General features: G+C 50.9%; 23 protein-coding genes and 1 other annotated feature. Of the genes, 10 read left to right on the forward strand and 13 right to left on the reverse strand.

Annotated elements, in window-relative coordinates:
• The first annotated feature begins 38 nt into the window (after window positions 1-38).
• Window positions 39-1,388, forward strand: a complete 1,350-nt coding sequence (creD, locus tag ACLD3P_RS16415; protein WP_000920390.1) for a cell envelope integrity protein CreD — start codon at window positions 39-41, stop codon at window positions 1,386-1,388.
• A 57-nt stretch (window positions 1,389-1,445) separates the two neighbouring features.
• Here creD and sthE read toward each other — a convergent pair whose 3' ends face one another.
• From sthE to arcA, 8 genes are all read right to left on the reverse strand, one after another.
• On the reverse strand, window positions 1,446-2,531 hold the full coding sequence (sthE, locus tag ACLD3P_RS16420; protein WP_094887780.1) for a fimbrial major subunit SthE: 1,086 nt from the start codon (window positions 2,529-2,531) through the stop codon (window positions 1,446-1,448).
• 40 nt (window positions 2,532-2,571) lie between these two features.
• Window positions 2,572-3,129 (reverse strand): fimbrial protein, encoded by a 558-nt coding sequence (locus ACLD3P_RS16425; RefSeq protein ID WP_094913561.1) that lies wholly within the window; start codon window positions 3,127-3,129, stop codon window positions 2,572-2,574.
• A 17-nt stretch (window positions 3,130-3,146) separates the two neighbouring features.
• Window positions 3,147-5,684, reverse strand: coding sequence for a fimbrial outer membrane usher protein (locus ACLD3P_RS16430; RefSeq protein WP_131046633.1), 2,538 nt, complete (start codon window positions 5,682-5,684; stop codon window positions 3,147-3,149).
• A gap of 45 nt (window positions 5,685-5,729) precedes the next feature.
• A complete protein-coding gene (gene sthA / locus ACLD3P_RS16435) occupies window positions 5,730-6,413 on the reverse strand; it encodes a fimbrial biogenesis chaperone SthA (RefSeq protein WP_063916996.1) in 684 nt (227 codons plus the stop codon).
• Between the two features lie 70 nt (window positions 6,414-6,483).
• Window positions 6,484-7,029, reverse strand: coding sequence for a fimbrial protein (locus ACLD3P_RS16440; protein WP_076167007.1), 546 nt, complete (start codon window positions 7,027-7,029; stop codon window positions 6,484-6,486).
• 338 nt (window positions 7,030-7,367) lie between these two features.
• The gene (locus ACLD3P_RS16445) at window positions 7,368-8,039 is read right to left on the reverse strand and encodes a winged helix-turn-helix transcriptional regulator (protein WP_232795535.1); all 672 of its coding nucleotides are present in this window, start codon (window positions 8,037-8,039) and stop codon (window positions 7,368-7,370) included.
• A gap of 384 nt (window positions 8,040-8,423) precedes the next feature.
• Window positions 8,424-8,738, reverse strand: coding sequence for a hypothetical protein (locus ACLD3P_RS16450; RefSeq protein ID WP_000749516.1), 315 nt, complete (start codon window positions 8,736-8,738; stop codon window positions 8,424-8,426).
• 266 nt (window positions 8,739-9,004) lie between these two features.
• Window positions 9,005-9,721, reverse strand: a complete 717-nt coding sequence (gene arcA, locus ACLD3P_RS16455; protein ID WP_001194359.1) for a two-component system response regulator ArcA — start codon at window positions 9,719-9,721, stop codon at window positions 9,005-9,007.
• Window positions 9,722-9,816: 95 nt separating this feature from the next.
• Between arcA and yjjY the strand changes: the two genes are divergently transcribed.
• From yjjY to thrC, 6 genes are all read left to right on the forward strand, one after another.
• Window positions 9,817-9,957 (forward strand): protein YjjY, encoded by a 141-nt coding sequence (gene yjjY, locus ACLD3P_RS16460; protein ID WP_001541509.1) that lies wholly within the window; start codon window positions 9,817-9,819, stop codon window positions 9,955-9,957.
• Between the two features lie 399 nt (window positions 9,958-10,356).
• Complete coding sequence (locus tag ACLD3P_RS16465) at window positions 10,357-11,043, forward strand: tRNA/rRNA methyltransferase (RefSeq protein WP_024797402.1); 687 nt, start codon at window positions 10,357-10,359, stop codon at window positions 11,041-11,043.
• A 213-nt stretch (window positions 11,044-11,256) separates the two neighbouring features.
• Window positions 11,257-11,322, forward strand: coding sequence for a thr operon leader peptide (thrL, locus tag ACLD3P_RS16470; RefSeq protein ID WP_001575544.1), 66 nt, complete (start codon window positions 11,257-11,259; stop codon window positions 11,320-11,322).
• Window positions 11,258-11,378: a sequence feature (Thr leader region), on the forward strand. (Overlaps the previous gene by 65 nt.)
• Before the next feature lie 25 nt (window positions 11,379-11,403).
• Entirely contained in the window at window positions 11,404-13,866 is a 2,463-nt protein-coding gene (gene thrA / locus ACLD3P_RS16475) for a bifunctional aspartate kinase/homoserine dehydrogenase I (RefSeq protein WP_001264677.1), read from the forward strand.
• 1 nt (window position 13,867) lies between these two features.
• Window positions 13,868-14,797, forward strand: coding sequence for a homoserine kinase (gene thrB / locus ACLD3P_RS16480; protein WP_000241685.1), 930 nt, complete (start codon window positions 13,868-13,870; stop codon window positions 14,795-14,797).
• A 3-nt stretch (window positions 14,798-14,800) separates the two neighbouring features.
• Complete coding sequence (thrC, locus tag ACLD3P_RS16485; protein ID WP_024797403.1) at window positions 14,801-16,087, forward strand: threonine synthase; 1,287 nt, start codon at window positions 14,801-14,803, stop codon at window positions 16,085-16,087.
• A gap of 92 nt (window positions 16,088-16,179) precedes the next feature.
• Here the strand turns inward: thrC and yaaA are convergent, their stop codons facing one another.
• Together yaaA and ACLD3P_RS16495 are read right to left on the reverse strand one after the other, a co-directional pair.
• Window positions 16,180-16,953 (reverse strand): peroxide stress protein YaaA, encoded by a 774-nt coding sequence (gene yaaA / locus ACLD3P_RS16490; protein ID WP_000906175.1) that lies wholly within the window; start codon window positions 16,951-16,953, stop codon window positions 16,180-16,182.
• Window positions 16,954-17,031: 78 nt separating this feature from the next.
• Window positions 17,032-18,462, reverse strand: a complete 1,431-nt coding sequence (locus ACLD3P_RS16495) for an alanine/glycine:cation symporter family protein (protein WP_115286391.1) — start codon at window positions 18,460-18,462, stop codon at window positions 17,032-17,034.
• A 268-nt stretch (window positions 18,463-18,730) separates the two neighbouring features.
• On the opposite strand from ACLD3P_RS16495, the gene tal reads away from it, so the two are divergent.
• Together tal and mog are read left to right on the forward strand one after the other, a co-directional pair.
• Window positions 18,731-19,684 (forward strand): transaldolase, encoded by a 954-nt coding sequence (gene tal, locus ACLD3P_RS16500; protein WP_000130175.1) that lies wholly within the window; start codon window positions 18,731-18,733, stop codon window positions 19,682-19,684.
• Between the two features lie 110 nt (window positions 19,685-19,794).
• The gene (gene mog, locus ACLD3P_RS16505) at window positions 19,795-20,385 is read left to right on the forward strand and encodes a molybdopterin adenylyltransferase (protein WP_000380373.1); all 591 of its coding nucleotides are present in this window, start codon (window positions 19,795-19,797) and stop codon (window positions 20,383-20,385) included.
• A gap of 56 nt (window positions 20,386-20,441) precedes the next feature.
• Here the strand turns inward: mog and satP are convergent, their stop codons facing one another.
• The 3 genes from satP to ACLD3P_RS16520 all read right to left on the reverse strand — a co-directional run bounded on the left by satP (window position 20,442) and on the right by ACLD3P_RS16520 (window position 22,311).
• A complete protein-coding gene (gene satP, locus ACLD3P_RS16510; protein WP_000528525.1) occupies window positions 20,442-21,008 on the reverse strand; it encodes an acetate uptake transporter in 567 nt (188 codons plus the stop codon).
• A gap of 149 nt (window positions 21,009-21,157) precedes the next feature.
• A complete protein-coding gene (gene msyB / locus ACLD3P_RS16515; RefSeq protein ID WP_001103472.1) occupies window positions 21,158-21,871 on the reverse strand; it encodes an acidic protein MsyB in 714 nt (237 codons plus the stop codon).
• A gap of 35 nt (window positions 21,872-21,906) precedes the next feature.
• Window positions 21,907-22,311 carry a DUF2541 family protein gene (locus tag ACLD3P_RS16520; RefSeq protein ID WP_001258082.1) on the reverse strand — a complete coding sequence of 135 codons (405 nt, stop codon included), beginning with the start codon at window positions 22,309-22,311 and terminating at the stop codon, window positions 21,907-21,909.
• A gap of 348 nt (window positions 22,312-22,659) precedes the next feature.
• On the opposite strand from ACLD3P_RS16520, the gene dnaK reads away from it, so the two are divergent.
• Window positions 22,660-24,576, forward strand: coding sequence for a molecular chaperone DnaK (gene dnaK / locus ACLD3P_RS16525; protein ID WP_000516126.1), 1,917 nt, complete (start codon window positions 22,660-22,662; stop codon window positions 24,574-24,576).
• The last annotated feature ends 12 nt before the right edge of the window (window positions 24,577-24,588 follow it).

The following is a 24,588-nucleotide window of genomic DNA, read 5'->3' on the forward strand; positions in this document are numbered from 1 at the left end:
CGCGTTCTTACACTGCTGGCATTGCAAAGGAGAACGCTATGTTGAAATCCCCCCTGTTGTGGAAAATGATTACGTTAGGCGGCGCCATGATCCTGCTGTTAATTCCCCTGATGATGGTACGGCACACCATCGTGGAACGTGCTGATTATCGAAGCCATGTAGAAGCCGCTATTCGTCAGAGTACCAGCGGCCCGCAAAAGGTTGTCGGCCCGCTGGTGGCGGTTCCGGTGACAGAGCTCTATACCGTGCTGGAAGAGGAGAAAGAGGTCCAGTATAAGCGCAGTTATCTCTATTTTTGGCTGCCGGAGTCGCTATTGGTCGAAGGCAATCAAAACGTTGAAGCGCGAAAAATAGGTATTTATCAGGGGCAGGTGTGGCATACCGATATGGCGATAAAGGCGGAGTTTGATGTGGCCCGTCTGCATGAGCTGAACAGACCGAACATTACCCTTGGAAAGCCCTTTATCGTCGTAGGCGTCGGCGATGCGCGCGGTATCAGCGCAGTAAAAGCGCCGCAGGTGAATGGTGAAACGCTCACTGTAGAACCGGGGACCGGCTTACCGGAAAGTAGAGAGGGCATTCATATCCCGCTGCCGGACAGTCAGTGGGCGACGCGCAACCTGACGTTGGATATGTCGCTAAATTTAAGCGGAACCGGCAGCTTTTCACTGGTTCCCGTCGGGCGTAGCAGTGAAATGACCCTGACCAGCAACTGGCCGCACCCAAATTTTGTGGGGGATTTTCTTCCCGGTAAACGCGAAATCAGCGGTTCAGGATTTCAGGCCCAGTGGCAAACCAGCCGGTTTGCCACGAATCTCGGCGAACAGTTTGCTGATGCGCAAAAGGTGGATTGGGACAACTTACCGGCGTTTAGCGTCGCTGTATCGACGCCAGCCGACCAGTATCAACTGACGGACAGAGCGACGAAATATGCCATTTTGTTGATTACGCTAACGTTTATGGCTTTCTTTGTCTTCGAAACCCTGACGGGGCAGCGGTTACACCCGATGCAGTATCTGCTGGTGGGGTTATCGCTGGTGATGTTCTACCTGCTGTTGCTGGCACTGTCGGAACATATCGGTTTCACGCCAGCCTGGATCGCCGCAAGCCTGGTGGGCGCGTTGATGAATAGCGTTTATTTGCAGGCGGTGCTGAAAGGATGGCGCAATAGCGTGCTGTTTACGTTAGCGTTATTGGCGCTGGATGGCGTGATGTGGGGATTGCTGCGTTCGGAAGATAGCTCGTTGCTTCTGGGTACCGGCGTTCTGCTACTGGCGCTTGGCGGCGTGATGTTCCTGACGCGCCATCTGGACTGGTATTCGCTCTCTTGTCAGCAACGTAAGTCATTACCGCCAGTAAAAGATGACGAATTACGTTTGTGGAAATAAATATAACGGGCGCGCGCGTTAACGTTTTCCCGCGCAGCGCCAGAAAATGTGATGCCGTTAGTTATAGGTCAGGTTTAATGTTGCTGTGGCATTCGCCTGGCCGGGAGTCACCGTGGCGGCGGTTTTATAGTAGCGCGCGCTAATTTTCAGGGTGGTCGACATATTCATGGTTCCGCCGTTAACCGTCTGGCTGCCATCGGCATTGGTGGTAATCGTGTGAGTAAAGAGATCAATTTTTTGATTAATTGGCAAACTGTCGGTAAAGAAACCGGCGTCCGGCGCCTGAATACCCAACTGTACGCCAACGCCGGTTGCGCTGGTTGGCGCGCTTGCATTGCTCAACTGGATGACTGAATTATCAGGGTTATTTCCGCTGGCCGGTTGGGCGCTTAACGATGCGGAGATAGCGGTGCCTTGTTCGCAGGTCAATAAGATATCCTGCTCGCCTGTGCCCGCGGTTTGACTGTTAGCGAAACTGCCTAAATTGACGCTGCCTAAATCCACGGTGATGGCAGGTGTTTCTACCCGGCATCCCATCGCTTTCATAATCAATTGCGTATTACCCAAATACAGATGGGTCAGGATGTCGCCGCCGGAGTCTTCCGTTGCGCTATCGCGAAAAGATACGCGCGCCAGTGGGCTTTGGAATGTCGCGGTACCGGAGGTGATCGGACCGCCTAAGGCGACCAGTTCAACATTGTAGGCGGGAGCCATCGCATGGTGTGTTTTATTGCCATCGCCATTATGGTAGGTATTATCGATTGGCATGACATTATCGTAAGGGCCAGCATTCGTTTGGGTTTTAATCGCAATGCCCACGCCGGAAATGCCGGTGCTAAATACCGGCGTGTTGTTCCCGTCATTCGCATTGATTGTCGCTGATGTATTTGACTGCGCGCTACCGGGTTCATATAAAAAACCGACCTTATAATCGCGACTACAGCCATCCATTGTGACTTCGGAGGTGGAAACCCAGCCCGATTGCCACAACACTTCGCCTGCGGTATAGGCGTGGCTATCCACCACAAGCTGCGACGGCGGGGTGATAGTGATCGCGCCTTCATTTCCGGAACGTTTACAGGAGGCGTAACTATGACCGGAACACGCGAACAGCAGAATAAGCGCCAGATATAACCTTCTCATGAAAAATTCCTGCTTTTATACCAGGTGAAATAGAAAGATGTTATTGCCATGCGATAGTGATCGTCACAACGGACGTGAAATCCCCTGCCGTGACTTTTCCATACGGGGTATACATCCTTGCGGCGACAGGCAAATTGGCTTCATGGGTATTACTGTTGATATCCACCGTGTAAGTGACGTTGTTGGCCAGATTGACCAGACTTTTGCCGTCCAGGTTAAAAAGCTGTAATCCTAAATCCTGCGCCGGATTGGCCGCGCTGTTTGCATAAATCGCAGAAGCATAATTTGGATCGGGATAAGGTGCGCCGTTAAATGAAATCGCGGCTTTTGTGGTCGTTGCCGGGCAATTCGTCATTTTTATGGTGAAAGGAATGGTGGCGGTATTGCCACCGGCCACAGCGATATCCGCCCGGGCATATTGTCCAAGAGAGATCGTGTCGGGGACCGTCACGGTACACGGATCGGCATAAATTAATCCCGTAACGTTAATGTCTACGGCATCTGCGGTATTGTATGCCGCGCTGATCGAGGGCGACCATAATGCCAGACCCGTGAACGTTAACAGGGCGGCTAATGCAGCAAATCTGTTCATATTCATCTTTTATCCCACCAGAATCACTGGCATTGCTCGTGTAAGATTTCTACGCCAGAAGCGGAGGGGGAGCTCGGTATACGATAAGAGACCTGACACTGGTCTGCTGCTGTTGGCCCCCACTTCACTAATAACCGCCCTTGTTTTTCCAGTCCGGTTAACCAGGCTTGCCCCGCATCACCAACAAAACTGCTGTGATTGTCTGGTTTTGTTAAAGACGAGACGGTCGCGCCAAAAGGAACAGGTAGATTGTTTATGCGGGTTAATACCATCAATGCCTTGTAACCAATATTGGTTTTATATTCAGCCCTGACCACCGCGCCACGGGTAGGCACCAGCGTTTTACTGGTATCAATGAGCTCAATATTTTTTCTAATGCCCGTCGTATCTAAAGACACTTCATTACGATGGTAAGGCGAAGCATAAGGTACGACGGCATACCCGCGAAAATCGGTGTCCACGCCCGTTTCGTTATTCACGGGGACACCCGCTGCGCCAGGGGCTTTAACCAATATGATGGTGTCGTCCATTGGCTGGGATAGTGTCAGGCCATTTCGATGTAACAGTACGCCGCCCTGAACGCCATAATTCAGACGGCGCATATGATTATCGTAGCTATATCCGCCGTTAATATCCGCATACGTCCCGTTATAGGTTGCGCTCACATTACCGCTGGTGGCTTTCTCTTGAGAGGAATAACCTTCCTGAACGCTCCATGAGAGATTTTTCTGTGCCAGCGCTGTTCCGTTTAAACCGACAGTATGCGTGGTATCGCCGTCTTTCGCGGAGTTCATATTGTAGGTGGCATACGTTGACGGCATAAAGGCATCTAACGGAATACTAATATTGATTGAAATTTGCTGGTCATTGCTGTCTTCCGTATCGTCGTCTTCATCCTGAGAATTATCGGCGTTCAGCGTATAAGAATAGTTAATGCCATAGCTTACGTTATGCCATGTGTTGTTATAGCCAATACCTAATGATGTGGTATGAGTGTCATTCCAGTAATCTTCATTATATAAAGTGACTGAAATGGAACCGTAGATAATGTCTTGCGACAACGACAGGTCGGTGCGATTACGTACATGATCATAGTGACTATTATCGCTATAGGTATCCAGCACATCCTCAAGAGCGTAGTAATCTTTGGTCGAATAACGGTAGCCGGCGACAGTGAAATTGGTGCCTGTTGACTGAATATCTTTGCTGTAACGAATACGCCAGGATTGTCCGGTAAGCGTATCGCTAACCACATCGCCTGCTTTAATTTTTGACCATGAGTTGGTGACGTCTAAAGACAATGCGCCCAGATCGCCAAGGTTTAAGCCTGTCCCGATGAGCGCCGCATGATAAATATCATTGCTCAGCGTACTCTCTATTCCACCATAGGCGGTTATGCCGCCTGCTAATCCGTATAAGGCCGTCAGTTCTGCGAAATTCTGTTGCGCGGAATGCGTATCTGATGAACGCGTGCGGCCTACCGTCAGGTCGTATTTCAGATGGCCTTCACGCTGTAATACCGGAACGCTGGCGTAGGGCACAATGAAATGCTGTTCAGAACCATCGGATTCTTTGATGATGACGTACAGGTCGCCCGAACCGCCGGTTGGATAAAGATCATTAATGGCGAATGGACCCGCCGGAACGTTAGTTTTGTAGATGGTATAACCGTTTTGTTCAACGGTTACCTGCGCGCTGCTTTTGGCCACCCCGCGAATGACCGGGGCGAACCCTTTCATACTGTCCGGCAACATATCGTCATCAGAAGAGATCTGTACGCCCTTAAATGAAATACTGTCAAAGACGTCCGCGGGCGTGTTATTTTCCCCGGCGATCAGCTGTCCTTTTAAAAATTCGATATCGCGAGAAACATAGGTGTAGGCAGAATCCCAGCTATTTTGTCCATCGCTATCATGATTCCAGGTTGAGTAGTTACGAAAACGCCATGCGCCAATGTTAATACCAGGGCGCAGATTGGCGTATTCGCTATTTTCCGTCCGGTTTTCATCAATATCGTGATCCTGTGATCCGGTAAAACTGTAGTTCAGCAAAAAAGCATTAATGCCTTCATCCCATTCGCTGGTAGGGACGAATTCTCGCGGGTCGGCGATCAACGCGATTTGAGGGATCGCTAAATCCAGCCGGTTACCGATGACATTAAACTTTGCTACAGCGCCAGCCAGCAGACTAAGATCGGTACACCCGTTTGGGTCATTTTTAAGCTCGGGGAAGTTTTCTGTTTTTACGCCCCACTGCTTGAGTTGTTCAACGCTAAGACACGGCTGTAGGGAGAGCTTATTATCTGCTGATTTTTTATTTTTAAAGGCAATATTTTTTGTTTCAACACTGGTGTTATTAATATAAATATCAACGTTATAGGTGCCTTCTGCTTGCCCCCCCTTTTCGAAAACCGATAGATCGACATTCTCCACGCCCGGTTCATCATTTTCCAACGATAATGGATTAAAATGATCATGCGCTAACGCTGGTTTTATGGAACAGCATATAAAGAGAAACGATAACGCTAATTGAGAACGGGGCTCTACTCTGGAGAATTGCACAGTAAAAGTCCTGAAAGGGTAAAAGTAAAGTGAAGTCGTTAATGGCTAGAATGAACCGGAATGCGGCTCTAAACTCATCCCATAATCGCTGATTAATCGCCACGTTACCGTGCCATGAGAGGCGGCAGTAGAACCCAATTTAAATGACGCTGATGATTTTGGCGGAACGAAGGTCGCTGATTTCACTTCATGGCTGTTAAGCGTCACACTGGCAAAGTTCATATAATAGGGAGTGGGGTTATTTACGGTAATAACATCACCTGCCGTCTGCCATTTTAATTGCTGGCTCTGGCTATCAGGCGTCGATTTTGTTAATGCTGGCGGTCGATATATAAGCTTTATTTGGGTATTAATGGAGATTTCCACGCGGTTCGCGGAGGCATTATCATCAATAGAAGGAATACCCTTAATATTGAGCCAGTACATAGACTCCCGATCTGCAGGTAGGGGGGCGCCAGAGCGAATAACCCGAATACTGTTCTTTTGCCCGGCATCAAGGCGAAAAAGAGGAGGGGTGATAATAAACGCCTGCTTATTTGTGACCTGGGGATCGGCAACCGATAACCATGACTGAACAAGATTCGCTTTGCTGTCTTTATTCTCTACATTGATTGACGACTCATCATTATTGCCGTCGAAAACCAGTCGGGTTCCGCCAACAACAATGCTGGCATGGGCAACATGGCTTGTCAGTAATACGACCAACACGGATTTCTTTATGTGTTTCATTTTTTACTCTGTAAAGATGTTTTACGCTATGGACTGGCATCCTGCCTGTCCACATCAGGATGAGAATGCCTTACTGATACGAAACGGTATACGTAACCTGAGTGCTAACATCTCCACCGGTTACGGTTGCGGAACCATCGTTAGCCATGGCGGCGTAATAGGTAAAGTCTGCTGTCGAGCCGTCGGTTGGCAGGTTTACTGCGGCATCATCCGTGTTATCTGTCACATCGCTATGTGAAGCGTTCTGAATAGAAATACCGACACCCGCGGCGCCCGTTTCCGATCCTTCGTCCGCGTTTTTGAAGTACGTTGGGTTGGAATCATCTGTTGCGCCGTGGAAGCGGAACATGGCTTGGGTCGGTACGCCAGTCCCTGCTTCCGGGCAGCTAACCAGGCTTACGGTAAACGGCACGTAATCGGTTGTGGCGCCTTTTTCCGCGATGCGTTCTTTGCTGTAATTACCTAAATCAATGGTGGTATCCGTGGAGCCATTAACCTGAACCGTACATGCCTGATCGTAAATTTTGCCATTGAACGTAATCGTGTTCTGGGCAAATACCGGTGCGGATGCTACGGCAGTTAACATTGCCAGGATGATAATTTTCTTATTAAACATATTAATTGTTGCCTGATTCTATTCGCTGAAAAATAAAGATAGCCATATAAAATAAAATATTATATTTTACTCTGTATGCGCTTCTTTCTGTTCTGTAGATAAGCAGGCGGCTATTCTACGTATATCAACTATGAACTCAATAAAAATTCTGATGCAATATTGAACGGCAGTCCAGTTTCGGACCCGGTAACAAAGTTTAATAAAATACCACTAAAGAAGTATGGTTGATGACTGGATTTATAGAGCAAGATCTCTTTTTTGATAATAGTTATTATTTCCTGGAGGGTTTATTTAACTCTATATTGCTTTATTTTTAAGAATATACGACGCTTGTCCGTTTAAAATGAAACCGGCAGGTTTCGAAGCTCTAACAGTCTTCCATGCAGTATTTTTATATAGTCCCCCGCTTTTAGTTCTGAAAGTACCTGCATGATACGGCTGCGTGAAAGCCCGGTTCTCTGCTGTATGAAGTTCTGTGCGTTGATCTCAAATCGTGAGCTTTCAGGATACGACCACAGTTCAAGTAACAGCGCTTTTATCTGGCTATAGGCGTCCTGCCCGATAAGGTTTCTGTCACGGTTAGTCATGAAAGCAATGCGGTACATCAGGATGTTCGAAATGTCACGCCAGAGATGCTTTTCATCGGCTATTTCCACAAAATCTTTTACTGGGACAGGATAATATTCACAGGTGGTTTCGGCGATAAAAAAGACGTCTGAATTCTCTTCTAACTGGTATAAGTCAGCATAGGCATCTACAAGGCCTAAAATCATTGGTGAGACACCGCAGCCCATTACAATGCTGTCGATACGCCGACATACTTTAATAGCGCCTTTAGTGATTAACAGGATGTGGGATTGATTATCAATCTTGATATCCAGTGTTTTACCGGCCGTAATAGTGACAGGGGAGATGTTTTGAATAACGTGCCGATGAATATTTAAAATGGCTTGCAGGTTTTTTTCTTTCCCTGTGGGACGATACACATTCCCGCCGTTTAAATGCTTCATATCTTCCCCATTATTATGGCTGATAAAGTGGTTGACTATTAAAAGGTAAACATAAATTTAATATTCACTTAAAATTATAATTAAGTAAATTAAAATAGCCAACAAGAATATTTAAGTCAATGTATTCACCTTATCAATGCATGAGCGACAACGCTGTTTGTAAGGTTAACCATAGTAAATGTGATGATTTTATTTGCAATCATTTTATGACAGCTATCATAGGTACCGTGCTTAACGAGCGCGTAGAGCGTACAGGATAGCGAAGCGATGTTCATCGCTGTTGTAGGATACGAATGAGAGAAAAGTACAAAATGCAGGCGGGCGGCGTTTTACTGAGCGAAATCGCCGCCTGCCGGAACTCCTCCCGGCGGGAGCCATAAGCGGTTAGCGGTACTGGACGATCAAACTTTGAATCTCCGGATGATCTTTTAACGACACGTGCCGTACCGTGGCGATTCCATTCATCAACGAAATAGCGTTTCCAGACGGTGTGGCGACTGTCTGCAAATGGGGGATATTATTCCGCGAACATGATACCTCGATATTGCGATCGTGAGGCGCAAGGTTACAACCATATTCGACAATCTGGCCTTTGAAATGAATAACGCCTGCGGAGACCGGCGCGGTAGCAGCCAGCGCGGCTGATGAAGCTGACATCGCTGCACAAAACAGGTAGCAGCATAATGGTGATTTTTTCATCCTTTGAAACCTCACGTCCTGTGAGCATCCCCTTATTTTTTGGGGACCAACAAATCCCGTGTATTACTCTTTAATGTTAATACACAAACTACCTTAACTTTCGCAAGCTGAGATAAACAGCGCTACATGACAATTTTTATGTAAAAGAGTACGTCATAACGGCAGGTCAGGAGGGAAAGCGGGGCCGCTTAGCGGAAGGGGAGCATAAGAAACAGCCAGTAAGAATAACTTACCGGCTGTTTTTACGGTTTGGCGCCTGGGCCGAATTAATCCTGCAGGTCGCCGCAGAAGCGATAACCTTCGCCGTGAATGGTGGCGATGATTTCCGGCGTATCCGGCGTGGATTCGAAATGCTTACGAATACGACGAATGGTAACGTCAACAGTACGGTCATGCGGCTTCAGCTCGCGCCCGGTCATTTTTTTCAACAGCTCTGCGCGCGACTGAATTTTGCCAGGGTTTTCGCAGAAGTGAAGCATCGCGCGGAACTCGCTGCGCGGTAGTTTATACTGCTCGCCGTCCGGGCCGATCAGTGAACGACTGTTGATATCCAGTTCCCAACCGTTGAACTTGTAGCTTTCAACGCTACGACGCTCTTCGCTGACGGTACCCAGGTTCATGGTACGGGACAGCAGGTTGCGGGCACGGATGGTCAATTCGCGTGGGTTAAACGGTTTGGTGATGTAATCATCCGCGCCGATTTCGAGGCCGAGAATTTTGTCGACTTCGTTATCGCGGCCCGTCAGGAACATCAGCGCAACGTTAGCCTGTTCACGCAGTTCACGCGCTAACAGGAGACCGTTTTTCCCTGGCAGATTGATATCCATGATCACCAGGTTGATGTCATATTCAGAGAGGATCTGATGCATTTCCGCGCCATCTGTCGCTTCGAATACATCATAGCCTTCCGCTTCGAAAATACTTTTCAACGTGTTGCGTGTTACCAACTCGTCTTCAACGATAAGAATGTGCGGGGTCTGCATGTTTGCTACCTAAATTGCCAACTAAATCGAAACAGGAAGTACAAAAGTCCCTGACCTGCCTGATGCATGTCGCAAATTAACATGATCGGCGTAACATGACTAAAGTACGTAATTGCGTTCTTGATGCACTTTCCATCAACGTCAACAACATCATTAGCTTGGTCGTGGGTACTTTCCCTCTGGACCCGACAGTGTCAAAAACGGCTGTCATCCTAACCATTTTAACAGCAACATAACAGGCTAAGACGTACCGGACACCTAATAAAACTACGCTTCGTTGACATATATCAAGTTCAATTGTAGCACGTTAACAGTTTGATGAAATCATCGTAGCTAAATGCTAGCTTTCATCACAAATTTGCAATATTCCAACTAGTTACGTAAGCCAACTAATAAATGCGATGAATCCAAAGAGCAGGATCTATTTTAAATTAAATTATCCTAAATAAACAGCAGGATAACGATGTTCTGTTAACATAAACAGCAATAGTACAGATACGCAATAGTGTAGCGTCTTTTACGAAATCAAAAATGCTTTTTCAGTGATATCCGTTAAAATTTTGTAAATTTGCGAAGCGTAATATGCTTACAAACGCCAGCTAATTTCCTGTAAATTAGTCAAAAAGAGTAATGAAATGCGTGTAACAATCGTTCTTGTCGCTCCCGCCAGAGCGGAAAATATCGGCGCAGCCGCCCGGGCTATGAAGACCATGGGATTTACTGACCTGCGTATTGTCGACAGCCAGGCGCACCTGGAGCCCGCCACCCGTTGGGTCGCACATGGATCTGGAGATATTATTGATAATATTGAGGTTTTTCGCACCCTTGCCGACGCGCTCCACGATGTGGATTTTACCGTCGCGACGACAGCCCGCAGCCGGGCAAAATTTCATTACTACGCTTCGCCCGCTGAACTGGTTTCCTTATTACAGGAAAAATCACGCTGGATGCGTCATGCCGCGCTGGTTTTTGGCCGTGAGGATTCCGGTTTGACCAATGACGAGCTGGCGCTGGCGGATGTATTGACCGGCGTGCCGATGGCGGCGGATTACCCTTCGCTCAATCTGGGACAGGCAGTCATGGTGTATTGCTATCAATTAGCAGGTTTAATGCAACAGACCACTGAATCCGTTGATATTGCTGATGAATCGCAGTTACAGGCGTTACGCGCGCGCCTTTTACGTCTGTTAACGACTCTGGAGGCGGCCGATGACCACAAATTAACCGACTGGCTACAACAGCGAATCGGCCTGCTGGGACAGCGAGATACGGTAATGTTGCACCGTTTGGTCCATGATATTGAAAAAAAACTAACAAAATAACGTGCTGTAATTTTTAAAATAATAAGAGATTACGTCTGGTTGCAAGAGATCATGACAGGGGGAATTGGTTGAAAATAAATATATCGCCAGCAGCACATGAACAAGTTTCGGAATGTGATCAATTTAAAAATTTATTGACTTAGGCGGGCAGATACTTTAACCAATATAGGAATACAAGACAGACAAATAAAAATGACAGAGTACACAACATCCATGAACCGCATCAGCACCACCACCATTACCACCATCACCATTACCACAGGTAACGGTGCGGGCTGACGCGTACAGGAAACACAGAAAAAAGCCCGCACCTGAACAGTGCGGGCTTTTTTTTCGACCAGAGATCACGAGGTAACAACCATGCGAGTGTTGAAGTTCGGCGGTACATCAGTGGCAAATGCAGAACGTTTTCTGCGTGTTGCCGATATTCTGGAAAGCAATGCCAGGCAAGGGCAGGTAGCGACCGTACTTTCCGCCCCCGCGAAAATTACCAACCATCTGGTGGCAATGATTGAAAAAACTATCGGCGGCCAGGATGCTTTGCCGAATATCAGCGATGCCGAACGTATTTTTTCTGACCTGCTCGCAGGACTTGCCAGCGCGCAGCCGGGATTCCCGCTTGCACGGTTGAAAATGGTTGTCGAACAAGAATTCGCTCAGATCAAACATGTTTTGCATGGTATCAGCCTGCTGGGTCAGTGCCCGGACAGCATCAACGCCGCGCTGATTTGCCGTGGCGAAAAAATGTCGATCGCGATTATGGCGGGACTCCTGGAGGCGCGTGGACATCGCGTCACGGTGATCGATCCGGTAGAAAAACTGCTGGCGGTGGGCCATTACCTTGAATCTACCGTCGATATCGCGGAATCGACTCGCCGTATCGCCGCCAGCCAGATCCCAGCTGATCACATGATCCTGATGGCGGGCTTTACCGCCGGTAATGAAAAGGGTGAACTGGTGGTGCTGGGCCGTAATGGTTCCGACTATTCCGCCGCCGTGCTGGCCGCCTGTTTACGCGCTGACTGCTGTGAAATCTGGACTGACGTCGATGGCGTGTATACCTGTGACCCGCGCCAGGTGCCGGACGCCAGGCTGCTGAAATCGATGTCCTACCAGGAAGCGATGGAACTCTCTTACTTCGGCGCCAAAGTCCTTCACCCTCGCACCATAACGCCTATCGCCCAGTTCCAGATCCCCTGTCTGATTAAAAATACCGGCAATCCGCAGGCGCCAGGAACGCTGATCGGCGCATCCAGCGACGATGATAATCTGCCGGTTAAAGGGATCTCTAACCTTAACAACATGGCGATGTTTAGCGTCTCCGGCCCGGGAATGAAAGGGATGATTGGGATGGCGGCGCGTGTTTTCGCCGCCATGTCTCGCGCCGGGATCTCGGTGGTGCTCATTACCCAGTCCTCCTCTGAGTACAGCATCAGCTTCTGTGTGCCGCAGAGTGACTGCGCGCGTGCCCGCCGTGCGATGCAGGATGAGTTCTATCTGGAGCTGAAAGAGGGGCTGCTGGAGCCGCTGGCGGTTACGGAGCGGTTGGCGATTATCTCTGTTGTCGGCGACGGTATGCGCACGCTACGCGGCATTTCAGCGAAATTCTTCGCCGCGCTGGCGCGGGCCAATATCAATATCGTGGCGATCGCTCAGGGATCTTCTGAGCGTTCCATTTCTGTGGTGGTGAATAACGACGATGCCACCACCGGCGTGCGGGTAACGCACCAGATGCTGTTCAATACCGATCAGGTGATTGAAGTGTTTGTCATTGGCGTCGGCGGCGTCGGCGGCGCGCTACTGGAACAGCTTAAACGTCAGCAAACCTGGCTGAAGAACAAGCACATCGATCTACGCGTGTGCGGCGTGGCAAACTCAAAGGCGTTGCTAACCAATGTGCATGGCCTGAATCTGGACAACTGGCAGGCGGAACTGGCGCAAGCGAACGCGCCGTTCAATCTGGGACGCTTAATTCGCCTGGTGAAAGAATATCATCTACTCAATCCGGTGATTGTTGATTGTACCTCCAGTCAGGCGGTGGCCGACCAGTATGCCGACTTCCTGCGTGAAGGATTCCATGTGGTGACGCCAAACAAGAAAGCGAACACCTCGTCGATGGACTACTACCATCAGCTACGTTTCGCCGCCGCGCAATCACGGCGCAAATTCTTGTATGACACCAACGTCGGTGCCGGTTTGCCGGTGATCGAAAACCTGCAAAATCTGCTGAATGCGGGTGATGAACTGCAAAAATTTTCCGGCATTCTTTCCGGGTCGCTCTCTTTTATTTTCGGTAAACTGGAAGAGGGGATGAGTCTCTCACAGGCGACCGCGCTGGCGCGCGAGATGGGCTATACCGAACCCGATCCGCGCGACGATCTTTCCGGTATGGATGTGGCGCGTAAACTGTTGATCCTCGCCCGCGAGACGGGCCGCGAGCTGGAGCTTTCCGATATCGTGATTGAACCGGTGTTGCCGGACGAGTTTGACGCCTCCGGCGATGTGACCGCCTTTATGGCGCATCTGCCGCAGCTTGACGACGCGTTTGCCGCCCGTGTGGCGAAAGCTCGTGATGAAGGTAAGGTATTGCGCTATGTGGGCAATATCGAAGAGGATGGCGTGTGCCGCGTGAAGATTGCCGAAGTTGATGGTAACGATCCGCTCTTCAAAGTGAAAAACGGTGAAAACGCGCTGGCGTTCTACAGCCACTATTATCAGCCCTTGCCGTTGGTGCTGCGCGGCTACGGCGCAGGCAATGATGTGACGGCGGCGGGCGTGTTTGCCGATCTGTTACGGACCCTCTCATGGAAGTTAGGAGTTTAACATGGTGAAAGTGTATGCCCCGGCTTCCAGCGCGAACATGAGCGTCGGTTTCGACGTGTTGGGCGCAGCCGTCACACCCGTTGACGGCACGTTGCTGGGCGATGTGGTATCCGTTGAAGCAGCGGACCATTTCCGTCTGCATAACCTGGGGCGATTTGCCGATAAACTGCCGCCGGAGCCGCGTGAAAATATTGTTTATCAGTGCTGGGAACGTTTTTGCCAGGCATTGGGGAAAACCATCCCGGTGGCGATGACGCTGGAAAAAAATATGCCGATTGGTTCCGGGTTAGGGTCCAGCGCCTGTTCCGTCGTCGCCGCGCTGGTCGCGATGAATGAGCACTGCGGCAAACCGTTAAACGACACGCGTCTGTTGGCGCTGATGGGCGAGCTGGAAGGCCGTATCTCCGGCAGCATCCATTACGATAACGTCGCGCCGTGCTTTCTTGGCGGTATGCAGTTGATGATTGAAGAAAACGGCATTATTAGTCAGCAGGTGCCGGGCTTTGATGAGTGGCTATGGGTACTGGCTTATCCGGGCATTAAAGTTTCCACCGCAGAAGCACGGGCCATTTTGCCTGCGCAGTATCGCCGTCAGGATTGCATTGCGCATGGACGGCATCTGGCCGGTTTTATTCACGCCTGTTACTCGCGGCAGCCGCAGCTTGCCGCCGCGCTGATGAAAGATGTTATTGCCGAACCATACCGCGCGCGTTTACTGCCGGGCTTTAGCCAGGCGCGGCAGGCGGTGTCGGAGATCGGCGCGCTGGCGAGCGGGATTTCCGGGTCGGGGCCGACGCTGTTTGCGCTATGCGATAAACCGGAGACGGCGCAGCGCGTCGCGGACTGGCTGAGCAAACATTATCTGCAAAATCAGGAAGGCTTCGTTCATATTTGCCGGCTGGATACGGCGGGCGCACGAGTAGTGGGATAATCAATGAAACTCTATAATCTGAAAGACCATAATGAGCAGGTCAGCTTTGCGCAGGCCGTCACGCAAGGACTGGGCAAACAGCAGGGACTTTTTTTTCCGCACGAACTGCCGGAGTTTAGCCTGACGGAAATTGATGAGATGCTCAACCAGGACTTTGTCAGCCGTAGCGCAAAGATCCTCTCGGCATTTATTGGCGATGAAATACCGCAGCAAATTCTGGAAGAGCGCGTCCGCGCGGCGTTTGCGTTCCCGGCGCCGGTAGCGCAGGTAGAAAGCGATGTCGGCTGCCTGGAGCTGTTCCATGGTCCGACGCTGGCCTTTAAAGACTTCGGCGGGCGTTTTATGGCGCAAATGCTGACGCATATCAGCGGCGACAAACCGGTGACGATTCTGACCGCAACGTCAGGCGATACCGGCGCGGCGGTGGCTCACGCGTTCTATGGCCTGGAAAATGTGCGGGTCGTCATTCTCTACCCGCGCGGTAAAATCAGTCCGTTGCAGGAAAAACTGTTCTGTACGCTGGGCGGCAACATTGAAACCGTGGCGATCGACGGCGATTTCGATGCTTGCCAGGCGCTGGTGAAACAGGCATTTGATGACGAAGATCTGAAAACGGCGCTGGGGCTGAATTCGGCTAATTCGATTAATATCAGCCGCCTGTTGGCGCAAATTTGCTACTACTTTGAAGCCGTGGCGCAACTGCCGCAGGAGGCGCGTAACCAACTGGTGATCTCCGTACCCAGCGGCAACTTTGGCGATTTGACGGCAGGACTGCTGGCGAAGTCGTTAGGCCTACCGGTGAAACGCTTTATCGCCGCTACCAACGTCAACGACACGGTGCCGCGTTTTCTGCATGACGGGAAGTGGGCGCCGAAAGCGACGCAGGCGACCCTGTCGAATGCGATGGATGTCAGCCAGCCGAATAACTGGCCGCGCGTGGAGGAGCTATTCCGCCGTAAAATCTGGCGTCTGACTGAGCTGGGCTATGCGGCGGTAGATGATACTACGACACAGCAGACGATGCGCGAGCTGAAAGCGAAAGGTTATATCTCGGAACCTCATGCGGCGGTAGCGTATCGGGCATTACGCGACCAGTTAAACCCTGGCGAGTATGGCTTGTTTCTCGGAACGGCACATCCGGCGAAGTTTAAAGAAAGCGTGGAGTCCATTCTGGGAGAAACGCTGGCCTTGCCTGAAGCGCTCGCCGAACGCGCCGATCTGCCGCTACTTTCACATCATCTGCCTGCGGATTTTGCCGCCCTGCGTAAGCTGATGATGACCCGCCAATAACCATTGCGCCCGGTGGCGCTGTCGCTTACCGGGCCTATGGGTGGTGTCGATTTGTAGGCCGGATAAGGCGTAACCGCCATCCGGCGATGTCGTTACTGCTCGTAGCGTTTAAAGACCAGCTCGTCTTGAGTGGAGGTTTCTTCATCAAAGAAATACCCTTCACGGTCAAACGCGGTAAGCTGTTCCGGCTTCGTTAAGCGGTTTTCAATAATAAAACGGCTCATCAGTCCGCGCGCTTTTTTGGCGTAGAAGCTTACCACCTTAAACTTGCCGTTTTTCTCATCAAGGAACACGGGCTTAATCAGTTCGGCATTCAGTTTCTTTGGCTTCACCGATTTAAAATATTCCTCGGAGGCCAGATTCACCACCACCCGATCGCCCTGCGCCTCAAGCGCTTCGTTGAGCTTATCGGTAATGATATCGCCCCAGAATTGATAAAGATCTTTGCCGCGCGGATTCTCCAGGCGAATCCCCATCTCCAGACGATAAGGCTGCATTAAATCCAGCGGGCGCAATACGCCATACAAGCCAGAGAGCATACGCAGATGCTGTTGAGCAAAATCAAAATCCGCGTCGTTGAACGTTTCCGCCTGTAGACCGGTATAAACATCGCCTTTGAACGCCAGAATCGCCTGGCGTGCATTATCCGGCGTAAAATGAGGCTGCCAGTCATGAAAACGCGTGGCGTTGAGATCCGCCAGTTTGTCGCTAATTCCCATCAGCCTGGAAATTTGCGGCGCCGAAAGCTGGCGGGCCTGTTGAATAAGCTGCTGGCTGTGATCCAACAGCTCCGGCTGGGTATAGCGGGTCGTGGCCAGCGGGCTTTGATAATCAAGCGTTTTTGCAGGTGAAATCAGAATCAGCATATCCAGTCCTTGCAGGGAATTTTCTGCGACTTTAGCAAAAAAACGCCGCAGAGTTGACCGATGGTTGTGATTGTCGGCTTAATCGCGCGATGCCGCATCCCAGGTATCTGGCGCCAGTTGTGGTTCGATATCCGGGAAGCGCCGCGGATCGAACTGCGGTCTTACGCCCAGTTTCCGTTGTCGCAGATAATCGCTGGCGAGGGTATACACCACCGGTGAGAGCAACAAAATCGCCGTCAGATTGGTAATGGCCATACAGGCCATGATCATGTCAGCGAGCTGCCATATCAGCGGAAAACTGATAAGCGTACCGGCGATAACCATGCCAAGCGTCGCAAGGCGTAATAGCCAGATGGCCTTTGCGTTATGTAACCGCAGAAAAAACAGATTGTTCTCGGCGTAAATATAGTTGGCGACGATAGAACTGAACGCGAACAGAATGACGATAAGCGCGACAAAGCTGGCGCCCCATTCACCGGTCAACGAAACCATTGCATGTTGGAGAAGCTGAATGCCTTCTGTTGACGAATGGGACGCGTGATTCCCCGCCAGCAGGATAATCATCGCGCTGGCGGTACAGATGATAATGGTGTCGCTGAATACGCCAATCATTTGCACAATCCCCTGCGCGACAGGGTGAGGGGGATACGACGTTGCCGCTGCGGCCGCATTAGGCGTTGACCCCATTCCCGCTTCATTAGAGAACATCCCACGCTGAAAACCGCTGGTAATAGCCTGAGTGAGCGTATATCCGGCTGCGCCTGCCGCGGCTTCCTGCCAGCCAAATGCGCTTTTGACTATCGAGGCGATAACGCCAGGCATTTGCTCAATATGCCAGAGGCAAATGAACACGCTGCCGGCGACCCACAATAACGCGATGAGGGGAATCAGCCATTGCATCAGGCGGGCGACGCCTTTTATGCCGTGAATGATAATTAACAGGGCACAGAACGCCAGAGCAATGCCGGAGATAAGTGGCGGAATGTTGAAGGCGAAATGGAGCGCGCGTGAGACGGCATTCGCCTGCACGCTATTAAAAATCAACCCGTAGGCGACGAGCAGAAAGAGGGCGAAAACCACGCCCATCCAGCGCATTCCCAGCCCGCGCGCCATATACCACGCCGGGCCACCGCGGAACTGGCCTGTCGGGTCACGTTCTTTATAAAGCTGGGCAAGCGAACACTCGGCGAAGGAGGTCGCCATACCAATGATGGCCGAGACCCACATCCAGAATACCGCGCCGGGACCGCCTGCGGCGATAGCCAGCGCCACGCCGGCCAGATTACCGCTGCCAATCCGCGCCGCGAGGCTGGTACACAGTGCCTGAAATGACGTCAGACCGCCTGGCTGCGGGCTAAAGCTGCCTTTCAGACTGCGGCTAAATTGGCGAATATAACGAAATTGAATGAATCCGGTACGCCAGGTAAACCAACATCCTGCGCCGAGCAGCAGGTAAATCATTACCGAGCCCCAGAGTATTTCGTTAATAAAACTGAAAAACTCAGGCATTAACGTCCCTCTTGTTGATGCCGTCACGCTTTGATGATCCTGTATAAGCGTGACCCATGATGTAGATGACCTTGTCAGACTAATATTAACGGCAGTTTACCATAAATACGGCGGTATCCTTTAATTGCGCATCAACCATTGGCAGATACGCAAACAGTGCACAAGGGCAGCCAGGTGCATGTAGGCGGTTGCGCTGTGAGTGCGTCGTGTTATCATCAGGGTAGACCGGTTACATCCCCTAACAAGCTGTTTAAAGAGAAACTCTATCATGACGGACAAATTGACCTCCCTTCGTCAGTTCACCACCGTAGTGGCTGATACCGGAGATATCGCGGCAATGAAGCTGTACCAGCCGCAGGATGCTACAACTAACCCTTCTCTCATTCTTAACGCAGCGCAAATCCCGGAATATCGTAAGCTGATTGACGATGCTGTCGCCTGGGCGAAACAGCAGAGCAGCGACCGCGCGCAGCAGGTTGTTGACGCGACCGATAAGCTGGCGGTGAATATTGGCCTGGAAATCCTGAAGCTGGTGCCGGGGCGTATTTCTACCGAAGTTGACGCGCGTCTGTCTTATGACACTGAAGCGTCTATCGCCAAAGCAAAACGTATCATTAAACTCTACAATGATGCGGGTATCAGCAACGATCGTATCCTGATCAAGCTGGCGTCCACCTGGCAGGGCATTCGCGCAGCCGAACAGCTGGAAAAAGAAGGCATCAACTGTAACCTGACGCTGCTGTTCTCCTTCGCGCAGGCGCGTGCGTGTGCCGAAGCGGGCGTCTACCTGATCTCGCCGTTCGTAGGTCGTATTCTTGACTGGTATAAAGCCAATACCGACAAGAAAGACTATGCGCCAGCTGAAGATCCGGGCGTGGTTTCCGTAACGGAAATCTACGAGTACTACAAACAGCATGGTTACGAAACCGTCGTTATGGGCGCAAGCTTCCGTAACGTAGGCGAAATTCTGGAGCTGGCGGGCTGCGACCGTCTGACTATCGCGCCGGCATTGCTGAAAGAACTGGCGGAAAGCGAAGGGGCGATTGAGCGTAAGCTCTCTTTCTCCGGCGAAGTCAAAGCGCGCCCGGAACGCATTACCGAAGCCGAGTTCCTGTGGCAGCATCACCAGGATCCCATGGCGGTTGACAAACTGGCGGATGGTATCCGTAAGTTTGCGGTAGACCAGGAAAAACTGGAAAAAATGATCGGCGATCTGCTGTAATCATTAACGCGTGGCCCTGATATGGGTCACGCTACCTCTTCTGAAACCTGTCTGTCCTTCCCTTCGCAGTGTATCATTCTGTTTAACGAGACTGTTTTAACGGAATAATTATGGATACCTTACGTATTGGCTTAGTTTCTATCTCCGACCGCGCTTCAAGCGGCGTTTACCAGGATAAAGGCATTCCTGCGCTTGAGGAGTGGCTCGCTTCTGCGCTGACCACGCCTTTCGAGGTCCAGCGGCGCTTAATTCCTGATGAACAGGAAATTATCGAGCAAACGTTGTGTGAACTGGTTGATGAGATGAGCTGTCATCTGGTGCTGACCACTGGCGGTACCGGTCCGGCGCGTCGCGACGTCACGCCGGACGCGACCCTTGCCATCGCCGACCGTGAAATGCCAGGTTTTGGCGAGCAGATGCGCCAGATCAGCCTGCGCTTTGTGCCGACCGCCATTCTTTCCCGCCAGGTGGGCGTTATCCGTAAACAGGCGTTAATTCTTAATCTGCCTGGACAGCCAAAATCGATCAAAGAAACGCTGGAAGGCGTAAAAGCGGACGATGGCAGCGTTAGCGTGCCGGGCATTTTTGCGAGCGTGCCGTATTGCATACAGCTGCTTGACGGGCCGTATGTCGAAACCGCGCCGGAAGTGGTTGCCGCTTTCCGTCCGAAGAGCGCCAGACGTGAGAATATGTCATCCTGACCGGAAGATACTGATAGTAGGGTTATTCCTCCCGGTGCGGGAGGAATAAAAGAGATTTAGTGCGCCTCGCCAATTGGCAGAATAGTGCGGCCAAATTGCTCGTTTAGTACTTCACCCATCGCCAGATAAATAGCGCTGGCGCCACAAACCAGACCAACCCAGCCTGCGATATGGATAATGGCTTCGTTGCCGGTGATATTGCCGACCGCCAGCAGAGCGAACAGTACGGTCAGGCTCAGGAAAACAAATTGCAGCGCGCGGGCGGCTTTCAGCGTACCAAAGAACATAAACAGCGTGAACACGCCCCACAGACCTAAATAAGCGCCGAGTAGCTGAGCGTCAGGCGCATCCGTCAGGCCCATTTTCGGCATCAGCAGGATAGCGACCAGCGTCAGCCAGAACGAACCGTAAGAGGTAAAGGCCGTTAAACCAAAGGTATTGCCTTTTTTATACTCCAGCAGACCGGCAAAAATTTGCGCGATACCGCCGTAGAAAATCCCCATCGCCAGAATAATACCGTCCAGGGCGAAAAAACCGGCATTGTGCAGGTTAAGCAGAATGGTGGTCATGCCGAAGCCCATCAGGCCCAGCGGTGCCGGATTAGCCAACTTAGTGTTGCCCATAATTCCTCAAAATCATCATAATTGAATGGTGAAATAGTTTCCCAAAATAACGAGTTCCGTATTCGGGGCGCGGCATAATAATCAGGGGGAAGAGGACTGTCTATGATCTAATAAGGGGGAAAAGAAAATATTTCCCCCTGTGAGGGCATTCACGCCTGAACGGCTGCCATCATTCGTCGCAGGCAGGCTATTTGCAACACCGCCGGAATAGTCACGCGATACGCGCTGCCGCTCATCGCTTTGACGCCGTTTAACGCCGCGCCGACCGGGCCGCCAAGACCTGCGCCGCGCAGTAATCCGTGACCCAGGATGCTCATTGCGGCATGGGTACGCAAAATGCGGGTAAGCTGGGTGGAAAGCAGGTGGGAGACCCCTTTTGCCAGACGGCGATCTTTCATGAGCAGCGGCAGCAGTTCTTCCAGTTCAGAAACTTTGGCGTCTACGGCTTGCAGAAATTCCTGCTTATGCGCCGCGTCCATCTTCTGCCAGGTATGACGTAAAAAATGCTCCAGCAGTTGCTGTTCTATTTCAAACGTCGACATGCTTTTATCTGCTTTGAGTTTTAGCCGTTTTGCGACATCCAGCAGAATCGCGCGGTACTGTTTTCCGTGTCCGCGCAATTTGTTGGCGATACTGTCGCCGCCGTAATGCTGAAACTCGCCGGCAATGAGCTGCCAGTTACGGCGGTGTTGCTCCGGGTGACCTTCCATCGCTTTGAACAGCTCGTTATGACTAAGGACGCTCGACAAGCGAGCTTTGCCCTTTTCGTTATGCGTCAGCAAACGGGCGAAATCGGCGAGTTGTTCTTCGCTACAATGCTGAAGAAAGTCTAAATCCTCGTCGTGTAAATAGGTGACGTTCATTTTCAGTCTGGCTTTTGGAATAGAAATAACAGCGATTAATCGTCGCCAATGACTTTAAGTCTCGCCATATCGGAAGAATTTACCGTATGACCTGAGAAGGTAATCTTTGATACGCAGCGTTTGTTGTCGTTATCGCTATTAATATTGATCCAGCCTGTCGTCTGGCCCTCTTTGATTGAGGAAGGGACGTTCAGGTTTTGGCTGGCGCTACGCGCAGTTTTAAAATAGACGGATGCGCCGCTAAGTTCGATGTCGCCGTGATCCGCCGTGAGTTGAATGCGCTTCACGATGCGGCAGACGGGAATTTTCAGCGCGAGATCGTTCGTTTCATTTCTGGGCATGGCAATAACACCCAGTATTTTATGGTCGTTCGCGTGCGCGACGCTACTTAACGCCAGGCCGAAAAGCAGGCCGGCGGAAATCGTTAACACAGATCGCATGGAATTTCTCTTTGACGGGTTCAATAAGCAATTACCGTCTATCATACTCTGCTCATGGCAACGATTCAGTTTTGTAATCTTTTCTTTTTATTACAATTTTTCCGTGAATGGTATTCGTTGTTTAATTTATTTCATGAATATTTATCTGTCTGGTTTTCCATCGCGCCCTCTCGTCACTAAAAAATTTTTTCATCTCCCCCTTGATGACGTGGGTTACGACCCCATCTTGTAGTCAACCGCAGTGGTGAGTCTGAAAAAAAACGATTCAGGGTAGTTGAAACCGCACGTTTCGCCCTTATTACAGATTCACAACCACATGATGACCGAATTTTTAGTGGAGACGTTTAGATGGGTAAAATTATTGGTATCGACCTGGGTACTACCAACTCTTGTGTAGCGATTATGGATGGAACGCAGGCACGCGTGCTGGAGAACGCCGAGGGCGATCGCACTACGCCTTCTATCATTGCTTATACCCAGGATGGTGAAACTCTGGTTGGTCAGCCGGCTAAACGTCAGGCAGTGACAAACCCGCAAAACACCCTGTTTGCGATTAAACGCCTGATTGGCCGCCGCTTCCAGGACGAAGAAGTTCAACGTGACGTTTCTATCATGCCGTACAAAATCATCGGCGCCGACAACGGCGACGCATGGCTTGATGTGAAAGGTCAGAAAATGGCGCCGCCGCAGATTTCTGCCGAAGTGCTGAAGAAAATGAAGAAAACGGCTGAAGATTATCTGGGCGAACCGGTAACTGAAGCGGTTATCACCGTACCGGCTTACTTTAACGATGCGCAGCGTCAGGCTACCAAAGATGCTGGTCGTATCGCGGGGCTGGAAGTTAAACGTATCATCAACGAACCGACTGCCGCAGCGCTGGCTTACGGTCTGGATAAAGAAGTCGGCAACCGTACTATCGCGGTTTACGACCTCGGTGGTGGTACTTTCGATATCTCTATTATCGAAATCGACGAAGTTGATGGCGAAAAAACCTTTGAAGTTCTGGCAACCAACGGTGATACCCACCTGGGTGGTGAAGACTTCGATACCCGCCTGATCAACTACCTCGTTGACGAGTTTAAGAAAGATCAGGGCATTGACCTGCGTAACGATCCGCTGGCAATGCAGCGCCTGAAAGAAGCCGCAGAAAAAGCCAAAATCGAGCTGTCTTCTGCGCAGCAGACCGACGTGAACCTGCCGTACATTACCGCAGATGCCACCGGTCCGAAACACATGAACATCAAAGTGACTCGTGCAAAACTGGAAAGCCTGGTTGAAGATCTGGTGAACCGTTCTATCGAGCCGCTGAAAGTCGCACTGCAGGACGCTGGCCTGTCCGTGTCTGATATCAACGACGTGATCCTCGTTGGCGGCCAGACTCGTATGCCAATGGTGCAGAAAAAAGTGGCTGAGTTCTTTGGTAAAGAGCCGCGTAAAGACGTTAACCCGGACGAAGCTGTGGCTATCGGCGCAGCGGTTCAGGGCGGCGTTCTGACCGGCGACGTGAAAGACGTACTGCTGCTGGACGTTACCCCGCTGTCTCTGGGTATCGAAACGATGGGTGGCGTGATGACTCCGCTTATCACCAAAAACACCACCATCCCGACCAAGCACAGCCAGGTGTTCTCTACTGCGGAAGACAACCAGTCTGCGGTAACCATCCATGTGCTGCAGGGTGAGCGTAAACGTGCGTCTGATAACAAATCTCTGGGTCAGTTCAACCTGGATGGTATCAACCCGGCGCCGCGCGGTATGCCGCAGATCGAAGTTACCTTCGATATCGATGCTGACGGTATCCTGCACGTCTCCGCGAAAGATAAAAATAGCGGTAAAGAGCAGAAGATCACCATCAAGGCATCTTCTGGTCTGAACGAGGAAGAAATTCAGAAAATGGTTCGCGATGCAGAAGCGAACGCTGAATCCGACCGTAAGTTCGAAGAGCTGGTTCAGACCCGTAACCAGGGCGACCATCTGCTGCACAGCACCCGTAAGCAGGTTGAAGAAGCAGGCGATAAACTGCCGGCTGATGACAAAACCGCTATCGAGTCTGCCCTGAGCGCGCTGGAAACTGCCCTGAAAGGCGAAGATAAAGCCGCTATCGAAGCGAAAATGCAGGAACTGGCACAGGTTTCCCAGAAACTGATGGAAATCGCTCAGCAGCAACATGCGCAGCAGCAGGCTGGCTCCGCTGACGCTTCTGCAAACAACGCGAAAGATGACGACGTTGTCGACGCTGAGTTTGAAGAAGTAAAAGATAAAAAATAATCGCCCTTTGAA

Source organism: Salmonella sp. 741265073_HBA (assembly GCF_046569105.1).
Classification (GTDB): domain Bacteria; phylum Pseudomonadota; class Gammaproteobacteria; order Enterobacterales; family Enterobacteriaceae; genus Salmonella; species Salmonella enterica.

What these genes read in the sequence shown, in the direction of transcription:
- creD (WP_000920390.1), top strand. Translation starts at nt 39, where the DNA reads ATGTTGAAATCCCCCCTGTTGTGGAAAATGATTACGTTAGGCGGCGCC.
- sthE (WP_094887780.1), bottom strand. Translation starts at nt 2,531, where the DNA reads ATGAGAAGGTTATATCTGGCGCTTATTCTGCTGTTCGCGTGTTCCGGT.
- ACLD3P_RS16425 (WP_094913561.1), bottom strand. Translation starts at nt 3,129, where the DNA reads ATGAATATGAACAGATTTGCTGCATTAGCCGCCCTGTTAACGTTCACG.
- sthA (WP_063916996.1), bottom strand. Translation starts at nt 6,413, where the DNA reads ATGAAACACATAAAGAAATCCGTGTTGGTCGTATTACTGACAAGCCAT.
- ACLD3P_RS16440 (WP_076167007.1), bottom strand. Translation starts at nt 7,029, where the DNA reads ATGTTTAATAAGAAAATTATCATCCTGGCAATGTTAACTGCCGTAGCA.
- ACLD3P_RS16445 (WP_232795535.1), bottom strand. Translation starts at nt 8,039, where the DNA reads ATGAAGCATTTAAACGGCGGGAATGTGTATCGTCCCACAGGGAAAGAA.
- ACLD3P_RS16450 (WP_000749516.1), bottom strand. Translation starts at nt 8,738, where the DNA reads ATGAAAAAATCACCATTATGCTGCTACCTGTTTTGTGCAGCGATGTCA.
- arcA (WP_001194359.1), bottom strand. Translation starts at nt 9,721, where the DNA reads ATGCAGACCCCGCACATTCTTATCGTTGAAGACGAGTTGGTAACACGC.
- yjjY (WP_001541509.1), top strand. Translation starts at nt 9,817, where the DNA reads ATGACTAAAGTACGTAATTGCGTTCTTGATGCACTTTCCATCAACGTC.
- ACLD3P_RS16465 (WP_024797402.1), top strand. Translation starts at nt 10,357, where the DNA reads ATGCGTGTAACAATCGTTCTTGTCGCTCCCGCCAGAGCGGAAAATATC.
- thrA (WP_001264677.1), top strand. Translation starts at nt 11,404, where the DNA reads ATGCGAGTGTTGAAGTTCGGCGGTACATCAGTGGCAAATGCAGAACGT.
- thrB (WP_000241685.1), top strand. Translation starts at nt 13,868, where the DNA reads ATGGTGAAAGTGTATGCCCCGGCTTCCAGCGCGAACATGAGCGTCGGT.
- thrC (WP_024797403.1), top strand. Translation starts at nt 14,801, where the DNA reads ATGAAACTCTATAATCTGAAAGACCATAATGAGCAGGTCAGCTTTGCG.
- yaaA (WP_000906175.1), bottom strand. Translation starts at nt 16,953, where the DNA reads ATGCTGATTCTGATTTCACCTGCAAAAACGCTTGATTATCAAAGCCCG.
- ACLD3P_RS16495 (WP_115286391.1), bottom strand. Translation starts at nt 18,462, where the DNA reads ATGCCTGAGTTTTTCAGTTTTATTAACGAAATACTCTGGGGCTCGGTA.
- tal (WP_000130175.1), top strand. Translation starts at nt 18,731, where the DNA reads ATGACGGACAAATTGACCTCCCTTCGTCAGTTCACCACCGTAGTGGCT.
- mog (WP_000380373.1), top strand. Translation starts at nt 19,795, where the DNA reads ATGGATACCTTACGTATTGGCTTAGTTTCTATCTCCGACCGCGCTTCA.
- satP (WP_000528525.1), bottom strand. Translation starts at nt 21,008, where the DNA reads ATGGGCAACACTAAGTTGGCTAATCCGGCACCGCTGGGCCTGATGGGC.
- msyB (WP_001103472.1), bottom strand. Translation starts at nt 21,871, where the DNA reads ATGAACGTCACCTATTTACACGACGAGGATTTAGACTTTCTTCAGCAT.
- ACLD3P_RS16520 (WP_001258082.1), bottom strand. Translation starts at nt 22,311, where the DNA reads ATGCGATCTGTGTTAACGATTTCCGCCGGCCTGCTTTTCGGCCTGGCG.
- dnaK (WP_000516126.1), top strand. Translation starts at nt 22,660, where the DNA reads ATGGGTAAAATTATTGGTATCGACCTGGGTACTACCAACTCTTGTGTA.